A 22472-nucleotide genomic window follows, 5' to 3' on the forward strand; every position below is an offset into this window, starting at 1 on the left:
GGCGCGTCGATCACAACCCTTTTGGGTGCGCGTGATCGCCAAGTTTGCGACAGTGACCGCAACAGCAGGGAGTTAAGTCATGGAATTTTCGCGCCGCAGTTTTGGCCGGGCCGCCGGGGGGATTGCCCTGACCGGGGCCCTGCCCAAAATGGCCCTAGCCCAAGAGATGACTTTGCTGGAGGCGCAGCGGGCCGCCCTATCTGCCGACATTCCAGAGTTTGAAGCGGCGATGGCCTTGATGAAAGCGCGTGGCAACACCGATATGGTGGCCAGTCTCATCACATCCCTGCGCTTTTCGCGCGCACGCGGCGTACAATTGGCCGAGACGCTGCGCGCCCTCACGGGCGAGGATTATTTCACAGATTGGTTCGATTGGATGCTCTGGCAAGAGCGCAACCCACAGATCAAACCGCACGAAGATTTCCCCACCTTCAAGCGGGAACTGATGATGCGGATCGACACAAATTTTGGCGAATTCCTGCGCCCCGAACATATTCAGCCCGAACAGATGCGTATCCGGCTTGAGGAAATCACCTGGGGCGGCGTCGTCAAGGATGGCATTCCATCGCTGGATAATCCCGATCTGATCGCGGCGGCGGATGCAGAATATATGCGGGGCGACGACCTCGTCTTTGGCGTGTCGATCAATGGCGACAGCCGCGCTTATCCCCTGCGCATCATGGGTTGGCACGAGATGTTCAACGAGGTGATTGGTGGCGTGCCTCTGGCGCTGGCCTATTGCACGCTCTGCGGCTCTGGCATTCTGTTTGAAACGCAGGTGCCGGGCCGGGCCAAGCCGTTGGTGTTTGGCTCGTCTGGCTTTCTGTATCGGTCCAACAAACTGATGTTTGATCGCGAGACAAATTCGCTCTGGAACCAATACACGGGCAAGCCGGTTGTTGGCCCGCTGGTCGGCAGTGGTATTGCGTTGCAACAGCGCCCTGTCGTCATCACCACCTGGGATAATTGGCAGGCTTCGAACCCGGACACCAAAGTGCTGTCGGTCAACACCGGACACCGTCGCGATTATGGGTCGGGGGTTGTTTATAACGACTATTTCGGCTCACCCGATCTGATGTTCCCGGCCCAGGTCGATCAACGCGAACATGCGCAAAAAGACTACGTCTTTGCCGTTCGCGAATTTGGGGCGGCGCGGGCGTGGCCGCTGGACGCATTTGCTAATCAGCCGGTCATCAACGATGCGATTGCGGACAAACCTCTGTTGCTGATCGGTGATCCCGAAACGCGCAGCGTGCGCGCTTATGAGCGGGGCGGCCAGACCTTTGCCCCCTTTGCCGGGCGCTTGCGCGATCAGAACAGCGACGAATGGCGGGTGACAGAGGATGCGCTGATCGGGCCGGAGGGCGCGACGCTGCCCCGTGTGGCGGGCCATATCTCGTACTGGTTTGCCTGGGACAATTACATGGGCGATGCGGCCACGGTCTATGAGGGCTAAAGCGCGAGGGTCGTAACAGTTTTGTCTTTCTCCGTCTCTTCCCAGTGCTTTAGCAATGCGGCACCCTGGCCTTTGAAATACTCTGCCGTGAGTGCCGCGTCCCTTGCTCTGTCTAACCGGAAATGCCGCAAGGCGGTACGCAGCTCGCACCACGCCACGATCATCACTGTGTCGGCATAATAGATCAACGCCAAGGGCCAGACCCGCCGCCGGGTCTGAGCCCCGTTTTGATCGTCATAGACCAGATCAAGCTTGGCCTCATCGCGGATCGCACGCCGGATCAAACCCGGATCGGTTTGTCCGGTGTCCTCAACACCCCAGGCCGAAGCGACCAGATGGCGTGTGCCGGGCGCGACCTGCGCCAGCTTGCGATGCGCACGGTTTGCAGCCCGCCACAAACCGGCATCCCCCGTTCGGGCAATCATCGACAGGCCCACGGCAATTGCCTCCGCTTCGTCCACATCAAAGGTGAGGGGCGGCAGGTCATAGCCCGCCCGCATCACATAACCGGTGCCCGCCTCGCCCAGAATGGGGACCTGGCGAGCCTGTAGAATTGCAATGTCGCGGTAAACCGTGCGCATGGAAACTTCGAGAGTATCTGCCAGATCGCGGGCACGCACCGGTGCGGGGGCGGCGCGCAGAATCTGAATGATCTCAAAGAAACGAGCGGTGCGGGACAAAGGGCGGCTCCGATATTTTTTGCGGTGTAGGTTAACACTGCTGCCACATATGTGTCAGCAGGCTTCGGCTAGCACTGGCGCACACATCGTTTTGGAGTGCGCCTTATGCCTGTTTTATCGCCTCGCCGCTTGGGCATTGTTCTGGTTGTCATATCGGCCTTGGTGTTCAGCCTTGCAGGAGTATTCACCCGAGGCGTGAGCAGCGCCGCTTGGGACATCATCTTTTGGAGAGGGCTCGCGGCGGCGGGCTTCACGCTGGCCTATCTGGCACTGCGCGGACACCTGCGCGACGAAATCCGGGCCTTTGGCAAACCCGCCTTGCTGGTGGCAGTGTTAAGCGCCTTGGGCACGTCCGCTTTCATTCCCGCCTTCAAGCTAAGCAGCGTGGCCAATGTCGCGCTGATCTATGCCTCCGCCCCCTTTGTCGCCGCATTTCTGGCGTGGGTTTTGGTGCGTGAACTGCCCAAGCGCCGAGTGATGATTGCGGCGGGGCTGGCGATGGGGGGCGTGGCCCTGATTGTCGGGGGGACATCCGGTGGCGCGCATATTGCTGGCGACGCCCTGGCGCTGGTCATGACAGTGATGATGGCGGGGGTCATGGTGGTTTATCGCTGTGCACCCGCAACCACTGCGGCTTTGCCTGCGGCGGTGTCATCGCTGTTCCTCTTGCCCTTGGGCTGGTATTTCGGGGATCCGCTGGCCGTACCGCCGGGGGAGCTCCCTGTTTTGGTCCTGTTCGGCCTGGTTTTTGCCGTGGCGTCGGTGACGTTGTCCGAAGGCGCGCGGCGGTTGCCTGCAAGCGAAACGGCCCTGATCTCGACCCTCGAAGTGCCGCTGGCCCCGACCCTCGCGATCCTGATGCTGAACGAATGGCCAGGCGTTTGGGCGGTGGTGGGCGGAACGCTGATCCTGGGTGCTGTGGTCTGGTCGCAAAGACCCGCCCCCTAACGCAAAAGGGCCGCCCCTGGGCGACCCTCTCATCTGGATGCGTGAGGCGGATTAGCCGTTCACGCTGTCTTTCAGAGCCTTGGCAATGGTCATCTTGACCACCTTGTCGGCCTCTTTCTTGAATTGGTCGCCAGTGGCAGGGTTACGCACCATACGCTCGGGGCGCTCACGGCAATAGATTTTGCCGACGCCGGGCAGGGTGACCGCGCCGCCACCCGACACTTCACGTGTAATCAGGTTGCAGATCGATTCCAGGGCCGCGCCGGCGGATTTCTTGTCTGTGTCCATTTCCTCGGCCAGAGCGGCGACGAGTTGGGTTTTTGTCATTGGTTTTGCCATTTTATGGTCTCCTTCGTCTGCCCGACAACTTGGGCCTCATTGCGTACATGTAACGGTATGTTGTGGGAAAACACAACGAATAGTGGGCCAAGGCAAGCGGAAAACAGGGGTTTTCGGCCTTTTTCAGCCTCCGGTAGCCCCCTTACAGGAACGCGGTTTCGTCAAATGACCGCAATTTCCGACTGTGGATACGCTCTAGCGGCATGGTGCGCAGTTGCTCCATCGATCGGATTCCGATCATCAGATGCCGCGCGACCTGAGATTTATAGAAGGTCGAGGCCATGCCCGGCAGCTTCAGCTCGCCATGTAGCGGCTTATCCGACACACACAAAAGTGTGCCATAAGGCACCCGGAACCGGTAGCCATTGGCGGCGATTGTGGCGCTTTCCATATCCAGCGCAATAGCCCGCGATTGGCTGAGGCGCTGGACCGGTCCGTGCTGGTCCCGAAGCTCCCAATTGCGGTCGTCATAAGAGGCAACCGTGCCGGTACGCATGACGCGCTTCAGCTCGTAACCCTCAAGCTCGGTCACGCCCGCAACGGCCTGTTCCAACGCGATCTGGATTTCAGCGAGCGCCGGGATTGGCACCCAGGGCGGCAGATCGTCGTCCAGTACGTGATCCTCGCGCAGATAGGCGTGGCCCAGGACAAAATCCCCCAGCGCCTGCGAGTTCCGCAGCCCCGCGCAATGCCCCACCATCAGCCAGGCATGGGGGCGCAGCACGGCAATATGGTCGGTCGCGGTCTTGGCGTTCGATGGCCCAACTCCGATGTTGACCAGAGTGATGCCCGACCCGTCGGCCCGTTTCAGGTGATAGGTTGGCATTTGCGGCATCTTGCCCGCATCCTCGATCACGCCGTCACCGGTTGTGATGATGGAATTGCCCGTCGAGACAAAGGCGGTGTACCCGCTCTTAGGGTCGTCCAACTGGGCGCGGGCATAGGCCTCGAACTCGGACACATAAAACTGGTAGTTGGTGAACAGCACGAAGTTCTGGAAATGCACCGGGTCGGTGGCGGTGTAATGCGACAGCCGCGCCAGCGAATAGTCGACGCGCTGGGCGGTGAATGGGGCCAATGGCTCGATCCCGTCCTTGGCCGTATAGGTCCCGTTGACGATATCGTCATTGGTCGTCGTGAGGTCAGGCACGTCAAAGACATCGCGCAGCGTAAACTGCGCCGCCCCTTCCTGGGGCACCGTGATGGCGTCGTTATTGGCGACCGCAAAATGCACCGGCATCGGGGTGTCGGAATATCCGATATGCACGGGTTGGTCGTGGTTGGCGATCAACAGGCCGATTTGCTGGGTTAGATAGTTCGCAAACAAGTCAGGCCGGGTGATCGTGGCCGCGTAGGTGCCGGGCCCTGACACATGGCCAAAACTGAGCCGCGTATCGACGCGCGCATAGCTTGACGTGGAAAACCGTACTTCGGGGTAAAACGCGCGGACGCGCCCGTCTGGCGCGCCCTTGGTCATGGCCGCAGCGAAGTGGTTGTTCAAAAAATCGGACGCCTCGTCATACAGCTGACGCAGGAGGGCAACCGCCGCCTTCGCATCGTCCATGCGTTGGTGAGGTCGCTGATCGGGTGTGAGTATTTTCATGTTGTCGTCTCTAATACGGGTATGAATTCGAATGTGCGCACGTCCACGAGACCAAGGTCTGAGATGCGCAATTCAGGGATTACAACAAGCGCAAGCAGCGAATGTTGCATGTAAGCGTTGTTCAGGGTGCAGCCGCAATCGACCATGGCCTGAACCAGTTTGTCGGCTTTGGCTGCCACCTCGTGGGCCGGGCTGTCGGACATGAGGCCCGCGATGGGCAGTTCCACCAGCGCCAGTTCCTGGCCGTCCTTGTAAATGGTGATACCGCCGCCCACTTCGGCCAGCCGGTTTGCGGCCAGCGCCATTTGCGCGCGATCGGTGCCCACCACAATCATGTGGTGGCTGTCATGGGCCACCGTCGAGGCCATGGCCATCTTGCCACTGTAGTTGAAACCAGCGACCAGAGCGTTCGTCACGCCCCCTGTCGCCTTATGTCGTTCCACCAATGCGATCTGGCAGGTGTCGCCGTGGCTTTCCACTTTGCCATCGTTCACGGGCATGTCCCGTTTCAGTGCTTTGGTCGGTGCCTGATTTTCCACCACACCGATGACATTCGCAGTTACGGAATTGCGGCCCTCGGGGGCCTTGATCTCAAAGTCTGCTGCGGTCTTTTGAGCGCCCATATGGACCGTCTGACGGGCCGTGTCAGGCCAGTCGAGATGTGGGCATTCGGCGGTCAACTTGCCATCCATCGCCACGGTCTTGCCGCGTGCGATCACATGCTCGATCGGCAGGGCGTTGAGGTCAGAGGTCAGAATGATATCCGCCCGCCGCCCCGGCGTAATCGATCCAATCTCACGCTCCAGCCCGAAATGCGTGGCCGTGTTGATCGTCGCCATTTGCAGCGCCACCAGCGGATCGCAGCCACAGGCAATGGCATGGCGGACCACCCGGTTCATGTGCCCCTCGTTCACCAGCGTGCCGGAATGGCAATCGTCGGTGCACAGGATCATATTGCGCGGGTCCAGACCCTTTTCGGTGATGGCTGTGATCTGCGTTTCCACGTCATACCAGGCGCTGCCAAGGCGGATCATCGACCGCATACCCTGCCGCATTCGCATGATTGCATCCGCCTCGCAGGTGCCTTCATGATCGTCCGCCGGACCGCCCGCCACATAGGCGGCAAAATCGGGGCCAAGGTCGGGCGAGGCATAATGGCCACCCACGGTTTTGCCAGCATTCTGGGTCGCTGCAATCTCGGCCAGCATCTGGGGATCACCCGCCGCGACACCGGGAAAGTTCATCATTTCGCCCAACCCGATGATACCGGGCCAGGTCATGGCCTCGGCCACATCGTCGGCTGAGATTTCGTAACCCGTTGTTTCCATCCCCGGGGCCGAGGGGGCACAGGATGGCATTTGTGTCCAGATGTTCACAGGCTGCATCAGAGCCTCGTCATGCATCAGGCGCACGCCGGCAAGGCCCAGAACATTCGCAATCTCATGGGGGTCGGTGAACATGGTCGTGGTGCCGTGCGGAATGACAGCAGCGGCAAATTCGGCAGGGGTCAGCATACCGCTCTCGATATGCATATGTCCGTCACAGAGGCCGGGAACCATGTATCGGCCTGCCGCCTCGATCACCTCGGTGTCGGGGCCGATGCAATGACTGGCATCGGGTACAACGCACGCAATACGCCCATGGCGGATGGCAATATCGTAGCCGGGCAGCGCCTCGCGGGTGTGCACATTTACCCATATCCCACCGCGTATGACGGTATCGGCGGGCGCACGGCCTGCGGCAGTTTCGATAAGGTCGGGGGCGACGGCGGGCCAGCTTGGAAAAGCGGACGGGAAAAGGTCATGTTCCATGTCCCGTTGGATCAAAAAACGCGGGCATACGCAAGGGGCCGGGAACGGTTGTCTTGAAACTATCATGAAAGGCGGCAAAGACTGGCCCATGGACATTGTCATTCATCACAACCCCGATTGCGGCACCTCGCGCAATGTACTGCAGTTCATCCGGGCCTCAGGCTATGAGCCGACGGTGATCGAATACCTCAAGGTGGGTTGGACGCGGCCCCAGCTTTTGGCGCTGTTTGCCGCCGCCGGGTTGACGCCCCGGACAGCGCTGCGCGTGACCAAGAGCCCAGCCGCCGAAATGGGGTTGCTGGACGAAAGCGTGCCCGATGATGTTCTGATGGAGGCGATGCTGGAGCATCCCGTTCTGGTCAACCGCCCGATCGTGGCCTGCGTTCGTGGCGTGCGCCTGTGCCGCCCGTCTGATGCAATTTTGGACCTTTTGCCGGTCTGGCCGCCGGGCCCGCTGTTCAAAGAGGATGGCGACATGGTTCTGGATGCCGATGGCAACAGGGTTGACGGTTCAAAATAGATCAATAAGGCTGACCTTATGGATTATGAAACGATAGATGCAGACAGCTTTGGCCGGGGCCTGCGGGGCATTGGCCTGAACCTGTTGGTGCGGGACGTTGGGGCCGAGGTGGCCTTTCTCAAGGCCGTTTTCGGTATGAAGGCGTTTCAGCCCACTGCCGATTTCGCGATCATGACCTATGGGGATCAGGTGTTTCAGTTGCACAGCGACGGGACGTATCATTCCAACCCGCTGCTAGGGCTTTTACCCGAAAACCCGCCACGGGGTGGCGGGATCGAGATTAGGCTCTATGACACCGACCCCGAAGAGGCGGTTGCGCTGGCCAAGGCCCACGGCGGCACGATCCTGCAAGAACCCACCGACAAACCCCACGGCCTGCACGAGGCATATATCCTGTGCGAGAATGGATACGCTTGGGTGCCGTCGCGGGGGAAAGATAGTGTAGATTGATGGTCCGCAATTATTCCGATGCGGTTTTTCGAGCAAGCGGAAGGTTTCTTGTTTTCTCAGCCGTGACTGCGGTACTTCTCGCTTTTTGCGCCTTCATATTTCTTGCGGTTGGTTACGCGTCAGGTCATCTGTCGTGGTGTCAATACGATTACGAAGGTACGGTCTTTGAATGTGGAAGCATGAAATAGGCAGCTGCCCGGCTTCGCCCATAGCAATTCGGCCTGTGTGGAAGGTGAGGTCTGGCACCTAGCTGCGACGCTTCGCGAATTTCCGCCCGATCCCGCGCATCGTCGTGCGGTTCAGATACCATAGGAAATAGAGGGTGGCGTTGTTGCGCAGTTCACTCTGGGGCTCTTGACCGCGCGACATCCGCGTCATTTGCCAGGCATAGAATTCGACCTGCGACACGGTGTTCACCAGATTGGCCAGCCAGCTTTTGGTGTTTGCACCGAACCGCCCGCGCCCGATGTTCAACCCACTTTCATCGCTGCTGATATCTTCGACTTTGCCAGCCAGGATATCCGCCACCGCATCCGGCAGCACACAAAGGGGCCGGGCGAGGCCGATCATGTCGATGCCGTCTTCGGTCACTGCCGCCTCCATCGCGGTGCGGGTGCGAAAACCGCCGGTGACCATAATCGGCACGCTGACGGCCTTGCGCACTTCGCGGGCGTAGTCGAGGAAATAGGCCTCGCGTCGCTTGGTGCTGTCGCGTTGCTCGTCCTCGGTCCCATTGACAAAGCTCATCTTTTCATAGGTCCCGCCCGACAATTCGATCAGGTCAATACCGTCCTCTTGCAGCCATTTGGCAACCTGGCAGCTGTCTTCAAGCGTGAAACCGCCCTTCTGGAAATCGGCCGAATTCAGTTTCACTGCGACAGGGAAATCGGTGCCCACCACCGCCCGAATGGCAGCATAGACGCGGCGCAGGAACCTCGCACGATTTTCCAACGATCCGCCAAATTCATCGCTGCGTTGGTTGGTGATGGGCGATAGGAACTGGCTGATCAAATAGCCATGCGCGCCGTGGATCTGCACTCCGTCAAAGCCTGCCTTCTGCGCGATCTGCGCGGTTTTGGCATAGCGGGCGATGGCATCCTCAATGTCGTCATCGGTCATGGCCCGAGGCTTGCCAAAAAGGCCCAGAATTTGCAGCTTTTCCGCGGATGGCGACAGGGGCCTCGTGTTCACGACAATGGGGCATTGGCGGCCCGGATGGCTGATCTGCATCCAGATCTGGCACCCATCCACCTTTGAGGCTTCGGCCCAGGCACTGAGCGCTGAAAGGTTGCTGTTATCCTCAACCACCACATTGCCGGGTCGTTCGAGATAGCGCCGATCTACCATCACATTGCCAGTCAACTGCACGCCCATTCCACCTTTGGCCCAGCGGTTATAAAGGGTCGCATGCGCCTGTGTCGGATCATCGTCCGGGCCACACATCGCCTCGGTCATCGCACTTTTGCCGAACCGGTTTTTGACTTGCACACCGCAGGGCAGATCGAGAGGCTGAGAAAGGATGGACGTCATCAAATGGCCCTTTTCGTAGCTGGCATTGGCGCCCAAACGTTACAGCATGGTGCACGCGCCGCGCGCGGAATGGCAAGCGTGAATGCCATAGACATCAGGTCGCATTCAGGACAGGTTTTGTAGTTGATCCTGGGGCGGCCCCCTGCGCACCCTGACGCCAAGAACCAAAGGGAGCCCTGATCATGACCGTCACCGAATTGCGTCCCAACATGGACCACTGGCAGGAACGCGTAGACCTTGCCGCCGCCTTCCGCTGGACCGTGCGCCTGAATATGCACGAGGCGGTGGCCAACCACTTTTCCCTCGCCATCAACGACGACGGCACCAAGTTCCTGATGAACCCCAACCAGATGCATTTTTCCCGGATCATGGCGTCGGACCTGATTGTGGTGGATGCCAATGACCCGGCCAGCATGGAAGGACCTGATGCGCCTGATCCGACGGCCTGGGGGCTGCACGGCGGTATGCACCGGCACTGCGCGCATGCCCGCTGTGCCATGCACGTCCACTCGCCTTATGCCACGGCTTTGGCGGCGCTGGCTGACAGTCGTTTGCCGCCCGTGGATCAAAACGGGTGCATGTTCTTTGATCGGGTCGTGGTGGATGACGCCTATGGCGGATTGGCGTTCGAGGAAGAGGGCGAGCGCTGTGCCAAGCTGTTTGATGACCCTCGTAAAAAGGTGATGGTGATGGGCAATCACGGGATCATGGTATTGGGCGACACGGTGGCCCAGACCTTTAACCGCATGTTCTATTTCGAACGGGCCTGTCAGACGTATTTGCTGGCCTTGCAAACCGGCAAACCCCTGCGGGTGATCCCTGATGATGTGGCGGCCAAGACAGCGCAAGAGATCGAGGATTATCCCGAACAGGACGAACGGCATCTGGCCGAGTTGAAGGCGATTCTGGACGAGGAAGGGTCGAACTATGCCAGCTGATGGGGCGCTGGATGGGGCTGAAGCCAAAGAGGCTGCCCGCTGGAACCATCGCCCACCGACACCAATTGCGCAGAACCCACTGTTTCAATGGCCGCTACGCCCCATGGCGATCTTTCGATGGTACGCCGCCTTCTGGTTCGAAATCTCGACCACAACGCTCTGTCTGGTGCTGGCACTTGGCGCCTATTTCATCATTCTGCCCGCGTTAGAGACGATGCAGACCTTCCAACCCGGTTGGATGATCCGGGTCTGGATGGCCAATCTGGTGCCGCAATGCCTGATCGCAGGCGGGCTGCACTACTGGCTGATCACGCGCAAAGGGCAGGGGGACACATCCAAATTCGACCCCCGCGACCAGAACCGCAAGAACGGGTCGTTCACCTTTAACAACCAGGTTCTGGACAACATGTTCTGGCACATTGTCAGCGGGATCACGTTGTGGAGCCTGGCGCAAATCGGTGTTTTCTGGATGATGGCCAACGGCTATGCGCCCAGCATGTTCTTTCCCGACAACCCGGTCTGGTTCGTGGCCGCCTTTGTGCTTATCCCGATCTGGAGCAGCTTTCACTTCTATTGGGTGCATCGTGCGCTACATTGGCCGCCGCTTTATAAACTGGCGCATGCCCTGCACCACCGGAACGTCAATGTAGGCCCCTGGTCGGGGATCGCGATGCACCCGGTGGAACACTTGCTGTTCTACACGAACTTTGCGATTCACCTCGTGGTGCCCAGCCACCCGATCCACGTGATGTTTCACGGCTATGTGCAATCGACGCATCCCGTTTTTTCGCATTCAGGATTCGAAGACCTGATGGTCAAGGACAACCCGCAGCTGAGCATGGGGGTCTTCTTTCACCAGCTGCATCACCGGTATTTTGAGTGCAATTACGGCACGGTGGAGATGCCTTGGGACCGTTGGTTCGGCAGCTATCACGACGGTACGGGCCGGGCGACAGAAGAGGCACGGGCCCGCAAAAAGCAGATGTATACCTGATGAACGCAACAGGGCCGCACCCCCATAAGGCAAACCTCTTGGTGCGCCTTGCGCCTCTACTTTTCAGCCTTGCGAAAGGCCAAGAGTAGAGCGGTGTCACGGGCGTGTTCGCCCGGTGCGTCGTTGGCATAGACAGGCACTTCGGTGGTGGTCAAATCACTGATATGCGGCTCTAACATGGCGATTTTCGCGGCAAACCCTGCCGCCTGGAAATGCGCTGCATTGACCGACAACACGATCCAGCCGTGTGGCTGCACGACGTGCATCACCGCATCAATACCATCCGGGCCCACGTGCCCATGGGTGAAGGTGCCGGAACTCACCACGCCTTGATAGGTGTCTTCGGCCGCGTCCAGGCCAAGCAGAACGTCGCCGGTGAACACGGCCCGGTAACAACCTTTGGCTTCCGCAACGGCCAACATCTCTTTGGAAATGTCGGTGCCATCCACCGGTTCAACCCCACGTGCGCGCAGGCACACGCCGCACAGCCCCGTGCCTGCCCCTACATCCAAGACAGGCCCAAACCCGCCCATATTCACAAAGTGCCGTGCCACCTGTTCATGCAGGATATAGCCGTTCTGTTCGGCAAAATCGCTGTCATAGGTCTTGGCCCATTGCGCATAAAGCCTGCGAGAGTCGTCGGGTGTTTGCAGCGCGTAGGCGCTTTCGAGGTCGGGTTTTTCGGTCATGGCCGCATTAGGCGGTGACGTGCCAAGATTGGCAAGGGGCTTGCCCTGCGCCGCAGTTGGGGCCACGTATTGCGCATGACACAGACACTTCTTTCCTTCGGCCACGGCTATTCTGCCCAAGGGTTGGCCCGCCTGCTTTTGCCCCAGGGTTGGCGCATCATCGGGACAACACGCAGCGCGGAAAAGGCCGCCAAGCTGGCCGAACAGGGTGTTGAGCCGCTGATCTTTCCCGGGGACGGAGATGTAACCGGTGCCTTGGTGCAGGCAAGCCATGTCCTGGTTTCTGCCGGTCCCACGGCTGAGGGTGATCCGGTGCTGAACGCCTATGCAGATCAGATCGCGCGCCATGCCAAGCGACTCGAATGGGTGGGTTACCTTTCGACCACCGGCGTTTACGGCGATCATCAGGGCGGTTGGGTGGACGAGGATACACCGCTTGTCCCCTCGACCCGCCGGGGTCAGTGGCGCAAGGAAGCGGAAGCCGCATGGGCCGCCATCCCGGATCTGCCGCTGCATATCTTCAGGCTTGCGGGCATCTATGGCCCCGGGCGGGGCCCCTTTGCCAAGGTGCGTGCCGGCACCGCCCGGCGGATCATCAAAGAGGGCCAGGTGTTTTCGCGCACGCATGTTGACGACATCGCACAGATCGTCGCGGCCTCCATCGCTCGGCCCAACCCGGGTGCGGCCTATAACGTCTGCGATGACGATCCGGCGCCACCGGAGGATGTAATCGCCCATGCCGCTGAGCTATTGGGCCTGCCGGTCCCTCCAGCCGTTCCGTTCGAGACGGCAGAGATGACACCCATGGCCCGCAGCTTTTATGCCGAAAGCAAACGGGTAAGGAATGACCGGATCAAGGATGAATTGGGTATCAAGCTGATCTATCCCGATTACCGCGCGGGCCTTGCGGCCCTTTTGGCAGATGACACCGCCTGACCGCGGCACGCTCACTGCGCTCCTTGATCGGCTTGAGGGCGCGGCGACGGGCGACGAGGTGTCAGTTCAGGATATATTGAACAAAATCGGTGACAGGTCGATCATGCCCATCGTGTTGGCCATCGCTCTTGTGTTGGTCTCGCCCCTGTCGGGTATCCCGGGCCTGCCAACGATCTCGGCTATCATCATTCTGCTGGTCATGGGCCAGGCGCTCGCGCGGCGGCAGCATTTGTGGCTGCCAGCGTTTCTGCGCGACCGGCGGTTGCGGTCAGACCGGATGATTAAATCCATTGCCCATATGCGCCGCCCGGCCCACTGGATTGATCGTCATTCGCACCCACGCCTGCGGATATTGACCTCCGGTCCTTTGCGGCTTGTGACGCTGTTGGCCTGCACTGTGGTCCCGATGATCTGGCCGTTTCTGGAGCTGTTGCCCTTTGTCACCTCCATCGGGGCAGGGGCTGTCGCCTTGATGTCCTTTGGTCTTTTGACCCGCGATGGGCTCTATGTGTTGTGGGGCTATGTCGTTGTGGGAGCCATGGTGGCGGCCATTCTGTGGCTGCTTCAGGCCGGGGCCTGAGACCGCATCATCCGGTAAAGCACTGCACCGACAAGCCCAAAGACGACCAACAGAGCCATTGCCGTACCGCCATTTGCGGCATAGAAAACCGCGCGCTCAGGCAGTTCCATGTTGTTGAGAAAGGGGTACGGTAACCCGCTGGTCACCTCGCCCTGTGGCCTGTTGTTGAACCGCTGCACAAACAGCTCGGCCCAAGCCACATAGGCGGCAATGATCGCCAAGAGCGGCAGGATCGCCCGCCAGACCCGCCGAAAGACCCGGCCGATGAACAGTGCGTCGATGATTTGCAACGCAGGTCCAAGGGCGTGCAGGTAGTATTCCTGGTGCCAGATGATCGGCCCGCCGTTGTTCACCAAGGCCGGGTCAGTGAAATAAAGCTGCCAATACAGATAGACGACCATCACGTTCAGAACGGCTGCGCAAGTGGCCGTTACTTCGTGGCGTCGCGTGATCCGATGTTCACTGAGCGCGAGCATCCGGCTGGCAGAATAAAACGACAGGAACAGCGCCCAGATGGTGAGGTATCGAAAAGGGCCGCCGGGCCCGCTCCACGATCCATAGACCAGTTGGTAGAGGCAATAGCCCGCCGCGAGCAGAAAAACGGCCCAGCGGTAGAGGATGACATAGCGGTTATGAATATCCATGTAAGCCACGTTGGCGGACGTTTTTGGTCGGCGCAAGCTCTAGGCCCGCGCCTCGCCGATTGACGTCACGCCAAGGATGCTAAGCACCTTGGCCTCGATATGTTCGGCGTTCATGCCAGCGACGGCATACATGTCGCCCGGGCTGGCCTGGTCGATGAAGATGTCGGGCAGCACCATGGAACGATACTTGAGGCCGTGGTCGAACACGCCTTCCTCCGCCAAGAGTTGCGAAACGTGACTGCCGAAACCACCAACAGCGCCTTCTTCGATGGTGATCAGCGCATCGTGGTTGGCCGCCAGATCAAGGATCAGATCGCGGTCGAGAGGCTTGGCAAAGCGCGCATCAGCGATGGTGGGCGTAATTCCCTTGGCGACCAGGTTTTCGGCGGCCTTTTCGACCTCTGACAGCCGCGTGCCAAAGCTAAGCAGCGCAACGCCCTTGCCCTCGCGGATCATCCGCCCCTTGCCGATTTCAAGCGGGATGCCGCGTTCGGGCATATCCACGCCGGTTCCTTCCCCACGGGGAAAGCGGAAGGCGATGGGGCCGTCATCGTGGGCGGCCGCGGTGGCGACCATATGCGCCAGTTCTGCCTCGTCCGCCGCAGCCATCACGGTAAAGCCCGGCAGGTTGGTGAGATAGGCCACGTCGAAGGCCCCCGCATGTGTGGCCCCATCGGCCCCCACAAGCCCCGCCCGGTCGATGGCAAAGCGCACGGGCAACCGTTGGATCGCCACATCGTGCACAACCTGATCATAGCCGCGCTGCAGAAAGGTTGAGTACATCGTGCAGAACGGCTTCATCCCGCCCGCAGCCAAGGCCGCCGAGAATGTCACACCATGCTGTTCGGCGATACCAACGTCAAAGCAGCGACTGGGATAGCGTTCGGCAAAGAGGTTCAAACCCGTGCCATCGGGCATCGCGGCTGTGACGGCGCAAATCTTGTCATCGTCTTGTGCCTGCTTGATCAGATGTTCAGCAAACACGCGTGTATAGCTCGGTGCATTTGAGGGTGCTTTTTTCTGCTCGCCTGTCACCACGTCGAACTTGGCGGTCGCGTGCCCCTTGTCCCGAGCGGTTTCAGCGGGTGCGTAGCCCTTGCCCTTTTTCGTCAACACATGGATCAGGATCGGGCCGGTGGCACGGTCCTTGACGGTGCGCAACACTGGCAAGAGTTGCGACATGTCATGCCCGTCGATGGGGCCGAGATAGCTGAACCCCAACTCCTCAAACAAAGTCCCGCCAACGGCCATGCCTTTGAGCATTTCCTTGGCCCGTTTTGCCCCTTCGCGGAAGGGTTCGGGCAACAGGCTAACGGCCCCTTTGGCCGCCGCTTTGAAATCCTGAAACGGGTTTTGGGCATAGAGCCGCGACAGGTATGACGACATCGCGCCCACGGGCGGGGCAATCGACATCTCGTTGTCGTTGAGGATCACGATCAGACGCTTGCCCAAATGGCCCGCGTTATTGAGTGCCTCGTAGGCCATCCCGGCACTCATCGAGCCGTCGCCGATCACGGCAATGGCGTCTCCGAGCCCTTCGGGCACCACTCCGCCCAGATCACGCGCCACGGCAAAGCCCAAGGCGGCACTGATCGAGGTCGAAGAATGCGCCGCCCCAAATGGATCATAGGGAGATTCGCTGCGTTTAGTGAAACCGCTCAAACCGTCCTTCATCCGCAAGGTGCGGATGCGGTCGCGCCGTTCGGTCAGGATCTTGTGGGGGTAGCATTGATGGCCGACGTCCCAGATGATCTTGTCCCGGGGCGTGTCAAACACGGCGTGCAGCGCCACGGTCAATTCGACCACGCCCAGACCTGCACCCAAATGCCCACCGGTGACGGACACGGCGGATACGGTTTCGGCCCGCACCTCATCCGCGATCTGGCGCAACTGGCCATCCGAAAACCGTTTGAGGTCAGCAGGGCGTTGAACAGTGTCCAGAAGCGGGGTGTTGGGGCGGTCAGACATCAGGCGTCTTTCATTTCTTGCGGGTCACGACAAAGCGGGCGGCGTCCCGCAATACGTCTGCCTCCGCTTGGTACACATCTAGCGCGTCACAGGCCTGCGTCACCAGATCATCAGCGCGGCGTTTCGCCTCGTCCAACCCCAGCAGGGACACGAAAGTGGCCTTGCCGGCGTCCGCATCCTTGCCCGTTGCCTTGCCCACTGTGGCGGCGTCGCCGGTCACGTCCAGCACATCGTCGGCAATCTGAAAGGCGAGGCCTAGGGCGCGGGAATAGGTCTGGAGCGGTCCAAGGTCCGCCTGCGCCATGCGCGCGCCCGCAGTGGCGGACCATTCGATCAGTGCGCCAGTCTTGCCCCGTTGCAGAGCGGTGATTTCATCAAGGGCCAGGGGCCGGTCAGCGGATTCGGCAGCGATGTCGAGAGCTTGGCCCAACACCATACCCTCGGCACCTGACGCTTTGGCCAGAGACAGTGCCAGATCGGCGCGCACATCGCCCGAGCCTGCCTCGGGCCGCGCAATCATTTCAAACGCCAGCGTTTGCAGCGCGTCGCCGGCGAGCACAGCGGTCGCCTCATCCCATTTCACATGCACGGTTGGTGCGCCCCGGCGCAGGTCATCGTCGTCCATGCAAGGCAGATCGTCATGGACCAGGGAATAGGCATGTAGTGCCTCAATCCCCGTTGCGGGCCAGATGGCCGCCCCGGCAGACACCCCATGCAAGCGCGCACTTTCCAAGACTAAAAACCCACGCAGCCGTTTGCCCCCGTTCGTGGCATGCGCCATCGCCTCGACCACAGGTACATCGGGCAACGCCCCCAATACGGCATCAAACTGCGCCTGAACGGCGGTCGCGGCCTCGATCAGTCTTTGGTCGAACACGTTACTGGTCGCTGACAGGTTTCAGACCGGTGGGATTGCCGTCGGCGTCCAGCGTGATCGCGGCTACCTTTTCCTCGGCCTCTTTCAGCTTGGCCTCGCAACGTGCCTTGAGTGCGGCCCCTCGTTCATAGAGGGTGATCGAGGCGTCCAGCGCCACGTCGCCCCGTTCCAACTGGCCCAGAACCTGTTCCAGTTCGGCCATCGCTTCTTCAAAGCTCATCTCGTCTACGGGGCGGTCGGTCATTCATGCGGCCTTTATCAGCGATTGGACATGGGCGCGGGCACAGGCAGCCAGCGCATCCAGATCATAGCCACCTTCCAGCACTGATACCACCCGGCCCTTGCACAGGGTTTGTGCAGCGTTCGTGAGCATATCGGTAAGTTGCGTATAGGTGTCCACGGACCAATTGAGCTGGGCCAGTGGGTCGTCCTGATGGGCATCGAACCCGGCAGAGATCAGGATCAACTCGGGCTGATGCGCATGCAGCGCGGGCAAAACCTTGGCCTCATATTCCGCGATGGCATGGGCGCCGTCGGTGCCGGGGGCCAGCGGCAGGTTCAGCACGGTCTGGTGCGGGCCGCGATCCGAGGCGAGGCCCGTGCCTGGCCAAAGCGGCATCTGCTGCGAAGTGACGACCAGCGCCCGAGGATCGTCCTGCAAAAGAGCCTGCGTGCCATTGCCGTGATGCACGTCGAAGTCGACGACGGCGACACGCGAAAGGCCCCGCACCTCCAGCGCATGTTTGGCGGCGATGGCGACATTGCCAAAGATGCAGAACCCCATAGGCAGGGATTGTTCCGCATGGTGGCCGGGCGGGCGCATGGCGACAAAGGCGTTCTGTGCTTCGTCGTCCAGCACCATGTCCACGGCTTTGACCGCGCCCCCGGCGGCGCGCCAGATGGCGTTGTAAGAGGTCGGAGAGAGGAAGGTTTCAGCGTCTGTCTCGCGGTCGAGGCCCGAGAAACCGTCCGTCGGCACCTTTGAGCGTGCGAAGTCGATGTAGGCTTGCGGGTGGCAGAGCGCGATAGAGGCATCATCGGCCAGCGGCGGATCGACGCGGAGCAGATTAAGGTCGGCCAACGCCCGCTGAATGTAGTCGAGCCGTGCCACCTGTTCCGGCATGCCGGAGGGCGTGACGTGCAACAGGCCGTCGGAATGAGTGAGAAGTGCTGTTGTCATGTCAGTTCCTCGACTGCCAGAGTACCCGCGCAGCAAAAAACCAAAGTGAGCCAACCGTCCCGCGTTGCACACGCTTAATCAGCCGGACGACCTCGTCATCTGCGAGGACATGGACCGGGAACAGTGTTGGGTCCGTGCAAGCATTTTGAAGCGTTCCCAATTCGCCGCCATTTCGACCGCCAAAATACAGGTCGTTCAATTTGCCATTGGGGTCATGGGCGATCATTTTCTTGAGTTCTTGGGGATGATTTTTGCGCATGTGCTTGCGCAATCGCCTCAGTGCCCAAAGGTTGATAGCAACGGTTTGATGGTCCATCAATCGGGCGCCAACATGTACCCGGCTCCACGCACCGTTTGCAGGTAGCGGGGCTGTTTTGGATTGCTCTCGATCTTGCGGCGCAGGCGGGTGATCTGCACGTCCACAGCGCGTTCCTGGGCCTGACCACGGTCGCGGCCCAGATCCTCGACCAATTGGGCGCGGCTGATAGCTTCGCCGGGCTTGGCGGAGAAAAGCTTCATCAACTGCATTTCCGTGGCGGTAAGCCTGACAAGATCAGAGCCTTGCCACATCTCGCCCCGTTCCATGTCATAGCGGATCGGGCCCAGGGTCAGAATTTTTGGCGTCGCCTGATCTGCGGCCACGTCGGGCACCCGGCGCAGGATCGCGTTAATGCGCAACAACAGTTCTTTGGGTTCGAAAGGTTTTGACAGGTAATCGTCGGCACCCGCCTCCAGCCCTTCGATCCGGTTGTCGGTCTCGCCTTTGGCGGTCAGCAGCAAGATGGGGGTCGTGTGGGTTTCACGCAGGGACCGGCACAGGCTGATGCCATCCTCGCCGGGCATCATGACGTCCATGACGATCAAGTCAAAGTCGAGGCCCCCGAGGATGCGTCGCGCATGGGCGGCGTCGCGCCCTGCGGTCACCAGAAACCCGTGCCGCATCAGGAACTTCTGCAGCAACGTACGGATGCGTTCGTCATCATCGACGATCAGCAAATGTGCATCAAAATCGCTCATGTCCCGCTCTCCTTCAGTCTGGTGTAGGTGCGCTGCATCTCTGTGTCCATCATCGCTTCTAGCACCGTGCGAAAGCCCGCCACCGCATCAGGGCCCGCATCGCGAAAGGCCGCGCGCATACGGGCGCGTTGGGCGTCCGACAACCGGCCTTCAAGTGCGCGGCCCTCTTCGGTCAGATAGAGATGGCGTTCGCGCTTGTCTGATTTCCCTACACGGCTTTCGACCAGTCCATCCTCGATCAGAGTTCGCAGCACTCGGTTCAGCGATTGTTTCGTGACGCCAAGAATGTTGAGCAGATTGTTTACCGTCGTCCCCGGCGCGCGATTGATAAAATGGATCGCCCGGTGATGGGCGCGCCCATAGGCCATGTCGGTCAGGATGCGATCCGGGTCGGCGGTAAAGCCGCGATAGGCAAAGAACATCGCCTCGATCCCTTGCCGCAACTGCTCGTCCGTGAGGAACAGAAGGTTTTCACCCCTGATGCTCCCGCTGCCCCGTCCGTCGCCCATGCTGTCCCCGTCGTTTGGATACGTCTTTTGTAGTCAGTTTATGTCAGCCTTGTTGACATTCCAAGAGTGAAGCGCTATCGAATCGCAGGTTTTGCGCAACTTTATGTCCGATGTGGACTTAACCGCGCAACTATTGCAAAACGGGAGGCTGATATGGCTGGCTATGATGATCGCGACGGTAAAATCTGGATGGACGGCCAAATGGTCGATTGGCGCAGTGCCAATGTCCACGTCCTGAGCCATGCCATGCACTACGCGTCCTCTGTGTTCGAGGGTGAGCGGGCGTATAATGGCAAGATTTTCCTGAGCCGCAAACACTCCGAACGGCTCCACTTTTCGGCCGGAGAGCTGGACTTTCAGATCCCCTATACTGTCGACGAGATTGAGGCCGCCAAGCAGCAGGTCCTGACGGCCAATGGCTTGACGGACGCGTATGTGCGCGCGGTGGCGTGGCGCGGTGCTGGTGAAGACATGGGTGTCTCTTCGGCACGCAACCCTGTCCACCTGGCCATCGCGGCCTGGGAATGGGGCAGCTATTACGGCGACGCCAAGTTCAAGGGCGCCAAGGTGGACATCGCCAAGTGGAAGCGCCCCTCGCCCGAGACGATCCCCGTCCACGCCAAGGCGGCGGGCCTCTATATGATTTGTACCACGTCCAAGCACGCGGCCGAGGCCAAAGGCTGTTCCGACGCGCTGTTCATGGATTATCGTGGTTACGTGGCCGAGTGCACAGGGGCCAACATCTTTTTCGTCAAAGATGGTGAGGTTCACACGCCCAAAGCGGACGTGTTTCTGAACGGCCTGACCCGGCAGACAGTGATTGGCATGCTTGAGGACAAACAGATCAAGGTCCACGAACGCGTGATCATGCCCGAAGAGCTGGAAGGGTTTGAGCAATGCTGGCTGACCGGCACAGCGGCCGAGGTGACCCCCGTGGGCGAGATTGCAGACTTCAACTTTGAGGTTGGCGCGATCACTCGCGAGATTGCCGAAGACTATGAAAAGCTGGTGCGGGCCTGATCCTTGGATTTCGACGCCTTTGCTGAGGCGTGGGAAGCCGCCTGGAATTCACACGATCTGGATCGCATCCTCGCCCATTACAGCGCGGATGTGATCTTTCGCTCGCACAAGGCGATGCGTTTGGTGGGGCGGGGTGAGTTGCACGGCAAGGACGCGCTGCGCGACTATTGGGGCCGGGCGCTGGCGGCCCAACCTGACCTGTCATTTGTGGTGGTGGATGTGCTGCATGGTTACGGCATGTTGGTCATCACCTACCGCAACCAACGGGATGTCTTGGCGGCAGAAACGCTGCGGTTCGGGCCTGATGGGTTGGTGGTAGAGGCGTCGGCGTGTCATCGAAAGTGACATACGACCTCACCCTTTAGGGTCCGTCACCTGCCGCGCTTTGCGTCGGTCCACCCCTAATTGCCGTTCCCGCCAGATGATCAGTACGCCGCCCAAGACCACCAGCGCGGCACCGATGACCGTGGCGGATGTGGGGACCTCGGCAAAGATCACATAGCCGATGAGCGCCGCAAAGATCAGCGAGGCGTAGTCGAAGGGCGCCAGCATTGATGCCCCGCCAAAGCGGTAGCTGGAGGTGACCAGGATTTGAGCCACGCCGCCGATAAGACCCGCGCCCACCAGCAGGATCAAGTCGCGACCGTCGGGGATGACCCAGCCGAAGGGGAGGCTGAGTAGGCTCAGCAGCGTGGCGGTCATCGAGAAATAGAAGACGATAGCGGCGGTGTGTTCAGTTTGAACGAGTGTGCGGATATGGATTTGGACCAAGGCTCGCAGGATCGAAGCCCCCAATACCATCAACGCACCGATGGTCGTCGCTGTGCCCAGGGTGTCGACGCTGAGCCGCGGCCACATCACGATCATTACGCCCACAAGGCCGAGGCCCACGGCACTGATCCGAAACAAGCGCACCCGCTCGCCCAGCATCACAGCGGCTAGAATGACCGTGAACATGGGCGTGGCATAGCCGATGGCCGTCACCTCGGGCAGAGGCAAGAGGCCCAAGCCGCCAAAGGTCAGCGCCATTGCGGTCGTGCCGAAAATCCCGCGCCAGACGTGGCCCATCAGGTTGTTGGGCACCAAGGCCTCGCGAATCTCACCCCTTTGCCAAATCCAAAGGACGATAATCGGCATGGCAAAAAGCGAGCGGAAGAAGACCGCCTGGCCTGCCGGAACGTTCTGGGTTGCGGCCTTGATCATGGCCGCCATCACCATAAACAAAAACACCGCCAACAGCTTGAGCGCTATGGCGGTACCGGGGCGGTTCTGAGTGGAAGGTCGGAGCATGATGCCCCGACCCTTGGAGGTTTGTGGTGTTGAACGCAACCCTTAGAGGAGCGATGCGACGCCCAGAGGCACGCTGAACTTCAGGCACCAGATGTAGATTTCGTTGTAGTCGGCAGGGTTCACACCAGCAGGTACGGTGAAGGTCTGGTAGCCGGTGTTCGACTTCAGCAGGCCCATGCCGGTGGAAGTGTCATATTTGCCATCTTTGCCGAAGCCAACGCGGGGGTCGGGCGCACCGTCGAGGCTGAAGTTGTCAGCCAGGATGACCGTGTGGCTCCCATCGGCGTTCTTGACGACTTCGACGAGGCCGGTGGTGATGTGGTTGGATGCGCCAGTAAAGTTGCCTTTGGCCACGGTCGTGGTTCCGGCGTTGGCCATTGCGGAAAAGCTGATGATGGCGGCCAATGCGATGGCCAGAAAGGTTTGGATTGTTTTGAACATGTGCTTGGTCCTTTGGGTGCGGTCTTCGTTGCGATGGAGCACAGATAACATA

The 22472-nt window shown here is 60.2% G+C and carries 26 protein-coding genes; 10 read left to right on the top strand and 16 right to left on the bottom strand.

Features of this window, described 5'->3' with window-relative positions; translation table 11 throughout:
- The first annotated feature begins 79 nt into the window (after positions 1-79).
- Positions 80-1456, top strand: a complete 1377-nt coding sequence (locus Q1A44_RS03065) for a DUF3179 domain-containing protein (protein ID WP_299619478.1) — start codon at positions 80-82, stop codon at positions 1454-1456.
- On the opposite strand, the gene Q1A44_RS03070 is transcribed toward Q1A44_RS03065, so the two are convergent.
- A complete protein-coding gene (locus Q1A44_RS03070; RefSeq protein WP_299619481.1) occupies positions 1453-2136 on the bottom strand; it encodes a YafY family protein in 684 nt (227 codons plus the stop codon). The genes Q1A44_RS03065 and Q1A44_RS03070 overlap by 4 nt on opposite strands.
- A gap of 105 nt (positions 2137-2241) precedes the next feature.
- Between Q1A44_RS03070 and Q1A44_RS03075 the strand changes: the two genes are divergently transcribed.
- The gene (locus Q1A44_RS03075; protein ID WP_299619484.1) at positions 2242-3084 is read left to right on the top strand and encodes a DMT family transporter; all 843 of its coding nucleotides are present in this window, start codon (positions 2242-2244) and stop codon (positions 3082-3084) included.
- A gap of 51 nt (positions 3085-3135) precedes the next feature.
- Here Q1A44_RS03075 and Q1A44_RS03080 read toward each other — a convergent pair whose 3' ends face one another.
- The 3 genes from Q1A44_RS03080 to ade form a co-directional block, all read right to left on the bottom strand.
- On the bottom strand, positions 3136-3423 hold the full coding sequence (locus Q1A44_RS03080) for an HU family DNA-binding protein (RefSeq protein WP_299619487.1): 288 nt from the start codon (positions 3421-3423) through the stop codon (positions 3136-3138).
- A gap of 142 nt (positions 3424-3565) precedes the next feature.
- Positions 3566-5026 (bottom strand): AMP nucleosidase, encoded by a 1461-nt coding sequence (locus Q1A44_RS03085; protein ID WP_299619490.1) that lies wholly within the window; start codon positions 5024-5026, stop codon positions 3566-3568.
- Positions 5023-6837, bottom strand: a complete 1815-nt coding sequence (gene ade, locus Q1A44_RS03090; RefSeq protein ID WP_299619493.1) for an adenine deaminase — start codon at positions 6835-6837, stop codon at positions 5023-5025. The genes Q1A44_RS03085 and ade overlap by 4 nt, the downstream gene beginning before the upstream one ends.
- A gap of 88 nt (positions 6838-6925) precedes the next feature.
- Between ade and Q1A44_RS03095 the strand changes: the two genes are divergently transcribed.
- Entirely contained in the window at positions 6926-7357 is a 432-nt protein-coding gene (locus Q1A44_RS03095; RefSeq protein ID WP_299619497.1) for an arsenate reductase family protein, read from the top strand.
- An 18-nt stretch (positions 7358-7375) separates the two neighbouring features.
- Positions 7376-7807 (top strand): glyoxalase, encoded by a 432-nt coding sequence (locus Q1A44_RS03100; protein WP_299619500.1) that lies wholly within the window; start codon positions 7376-7378, stop codon positions 7805-7807.
- Between the two features lie 246 nt (positions 7808-8053).
- On the opposite strand, the gene Q1A44_RS03105 is transcribed toward Q1A44_RS03100, so the two are convergent.
- The gene (locus Q1A44_RS03105; protein WP_299619503.1) at positions 8054-9337 is read right to left on the bottom strand and encodes an NADH:flavin oxidoreductase/NADH oxidase family protein; all 1284 of its coding nucleotides are present in this window, start codon (positions 9335-9337) and stop codon (positions 8054-8056) included.
- Positions 9338-9519: 182 nt separating this feature from the next.
- On the opposite strand from Q1A44_RS03105, the gene Q1A44_RS03110 reads away from it, so the two are divergent.
- Both Q1A44_RS03110 and Q1A44_RS03115 read left to right on the top strand, forming a co-directional pair.
- Positions 9520-10275: a class II aldolase and adducin N-terminal domain-containing protein gene (locus Q1A44_RS03110; protein WP_299619506.1), complete on the top strand. Its 756-nt coding sequence runs from the start codon at positions 9520-9522 to the stop codon at positions 10273-10275.
- The gene (locus tag Q1A44_RS03115) at positions 10265-11269 is read left to right on the top strand and encodes a sterol desaturase family protein (RefSeq protein WP_299619509.1); all 1005 of its coding nucleotides are present in this window, start codon (positions 10265-10267) and stop codon (positions 11267-11269) included. Before Q1A44_RS03110 ends, Q1A44_RS03115 begins: the two co-directional genes overlap by 11 nt.
- Before the next feature lie 56 nt (positions 11270-11325).
- Here the strand turns inward: Q1A44_RS03115 and Q1A44_RS03120 are convergent, their stop codons facing one another.
- Positions 11326-11958 (bottom strand): methyltransferase domain-containing protein, encoded by a 633-nt coding sequence (locus Q1A44_RS03120; RefSeq protein WP_299619512.1) that lies wholly within the window; start codon positions 11956-11958, stop codon positions 11326-11328.
- Positions 11959-12033: 75 nt separating this feature from the next.
- Here Q1A44_RS03120 and Q1A44_RS03125 point away from each other — a divergent pair, with 75 nt between their 5' ends.
- Both Q1A44_RS03125 and Q1A44_RS03130 read left to right on the top strand, forming a co-directional pair.
- Entirely contained in the window at positions 12034-12894 is an 861-nt protein-coding gene (locus tag Q1A44_RS03125) for an SDR family oxidoreductase (RefSeq protein WP_299619515.1), read from the top strand.
- Entirely contained in the window at positions 12881-13474 is a 594-nt protein-coding gene (locus Q1A44_RS03130) for an exopolysaccharide biosynthesis protein (RefSeq protein WP_299619517.1), read from the top strand. The genes Q1A44_RS03125 and Q1A44_RS03130 overlap by 14 nt, the downstream gene beginning before the upstream one ends.
- Here the strand turns inward: Q1A44_RS03130 and Q1A44_RS03135 are convergent.
- Genes Q1A44_RS03135 through Q1A44_RS03170 form a run of 8 tightly spaced genes read right to left on the bottom strand, consistent with a single transcriptional unit; the run spans position 13459 to position 19669 of the window.
- Positions 13459-14118 (bottom strand): hypothetical protein, encoded by a 660-nt coding sequence (locus tag Q1A44_RS03135; protein WP_299619520.1) that lies wholly within the window; start codon positions 14116-14118, stop codon positions 13459-13461. The two genes, Q1A44_RS03130 and Q1A44_RS03135, sit on opposite strands and share 16 nt — an antisense overlap.
- 39 nt (positions 14119-14157) lie before the next feature.
- Complete coding sequence (gene dxs, locus Q1A44_RS03140) at positions 14158-16086, bottom strand: 1-deoxy-D-xylulose-5-phosphate synthase (protein ID WP_299619523.1); 1929 nt, start codon at positions 16084-16086, stop codon at positions 14158-14160.
- A gap of 10 nt (positions 16087-16096) precedes the next feature.
- On the bottom strand, positions 16097-16963 hold the full coding sequence (locus tag Q1A44_RS03145) for a polyprenyl synthetase family protein (RefSeq protein ID WP_299619526.1): 867 nt from the start codon (positions 16961-16963) through the stop codon (positions 16097-16099).
- A gap of 1 nt (position 16964) precedes the next feature.
- Complete coding sequence (locus Q1A44_RS03150; RefSeq protein ID WP_299619529.1) at positions 16965-17207, bottom strand: exodeoxyribonuclease VII small subunit; 243 nt, start codon at positions 17205-17207, stop codon at positions 16965-16967.
- Positions 17208-18143: a histone deacetylase family protein gene (locus Q1A44_RS03155; RefSeq protein WP_299619533.1), complete on the bottom strand. Its 936-nt coding sequence runs from the start codon at positions 18141-18143 to the stop codon at positions 17208-17210. It lies immediately after the preceding gene.
- Position 18144: 1 nt separating this feature from the next.
- The gene (locus Q1A44_RS03160; RefSeq protein ID WP_299619536.1) at positions 18145-18459 is read right to left on the bottom strand and encodes a hypothetical protein; all 315 of its coding nucleotides are present in this window, start codon (positions 18457-18459) and stop codon (positions 18145-18147) included.
- Positions 18459-19160, bottom strand: coding sequence for a response regulator (locus Q1A44_RS03165; protein ID WP_299619539.1), 702 nt, complete (start codon positions 19158-19160; stop codon positions 18459-18461). The genes Q1A44_RS03160 and Q1A44_RS03165 overlap by 1 nt, the downstream gene beginning before the upstream one ends.
- The gene (locus tag Q1A44_RS03170; protein WP_299619542.1) at positions 19157-19669 is read right to left on the bottom strand and encodes a MarR family transcriptional regulator; all 513 of its coding nucleotides are present in this window, start codon (positions 19667-19669) and stop codon (positions 19157-19159) included. The genes Q1A44_RS03165 and Q1A44_RS03170 overlap by 4 nt, the downstream gene beginning before the upstream one ends.
- A 153-nt stretch (positions 19670-19822) precedes the next feature.
- Here Q1A44_RS03170 and Q1A44_RS03175 point away from each other — a divergent pair, with 153 nt between their 5' ends.
- Together Q1A44_RS03175 and Q1A44_RS03180 are read left to right on the top strand one after the other, a co-directional pair.
- The gene (locus Q1A44_RS03175; protein WP_299619545.1) at positions 19823-20689 is read left to right on the top strand and encodes a branched-chain amino acid aminotransferase; all 867 of its coding nucleotides are present in this window, start codon (positions 19823-19825) and stop codon (positions 20687-20689) included.
- 3 nt (positions 20690-20692) lie between these two features.
- Positions 20693-21034 (top strand): nuclear transport factor 2 family protein, encoded by a 342-nt coding sequence (locus Q1A44_RS03180; protein WP_299619548.1) that lies wholly within the window; start codon positions 20693-20695, stop codon positions 21032-21034.
- 9 nt (positions 21035-21043) lie between these two features.
- Here the strand turns inward: Q1A44_RS03180 and Q1A44_RS03185 are convergent, their stop codons facing one another.
- Complete coding sequence (locus tag Q1A44_RS03185; RefSeq protein WP_299619551.1) at positions 21044-21979, bottom strand: DMT family transporter; 936 nt, start codon at positions 21977-21979, stop codon at positions 21044-21046.
- 42 nt (positions 21980-22021) lie between these two features.
- Positions 22022-22420, bottom strand: coding sequence for a DM13 domain-containing protein (locus Q1A44_RS03190; RefSeq protein WP_299619555.1), 399 nt, complete (start codon positions 22418-22420; stop codon positions 22022-22024).
- Between the last annotated feature and the right edge of the window lie 52 nt (positions 22421-22472).

It is taken from the genome of uncultured Tateyamaria sp., assembly GCF_947503705.1.
Classification (GTDB): domain Bacteria; phylum Pseudomonadota; class Alphaproteobacteria; order Rhodobacterales; family Rhodobacteraceae; genus Tateyamaria.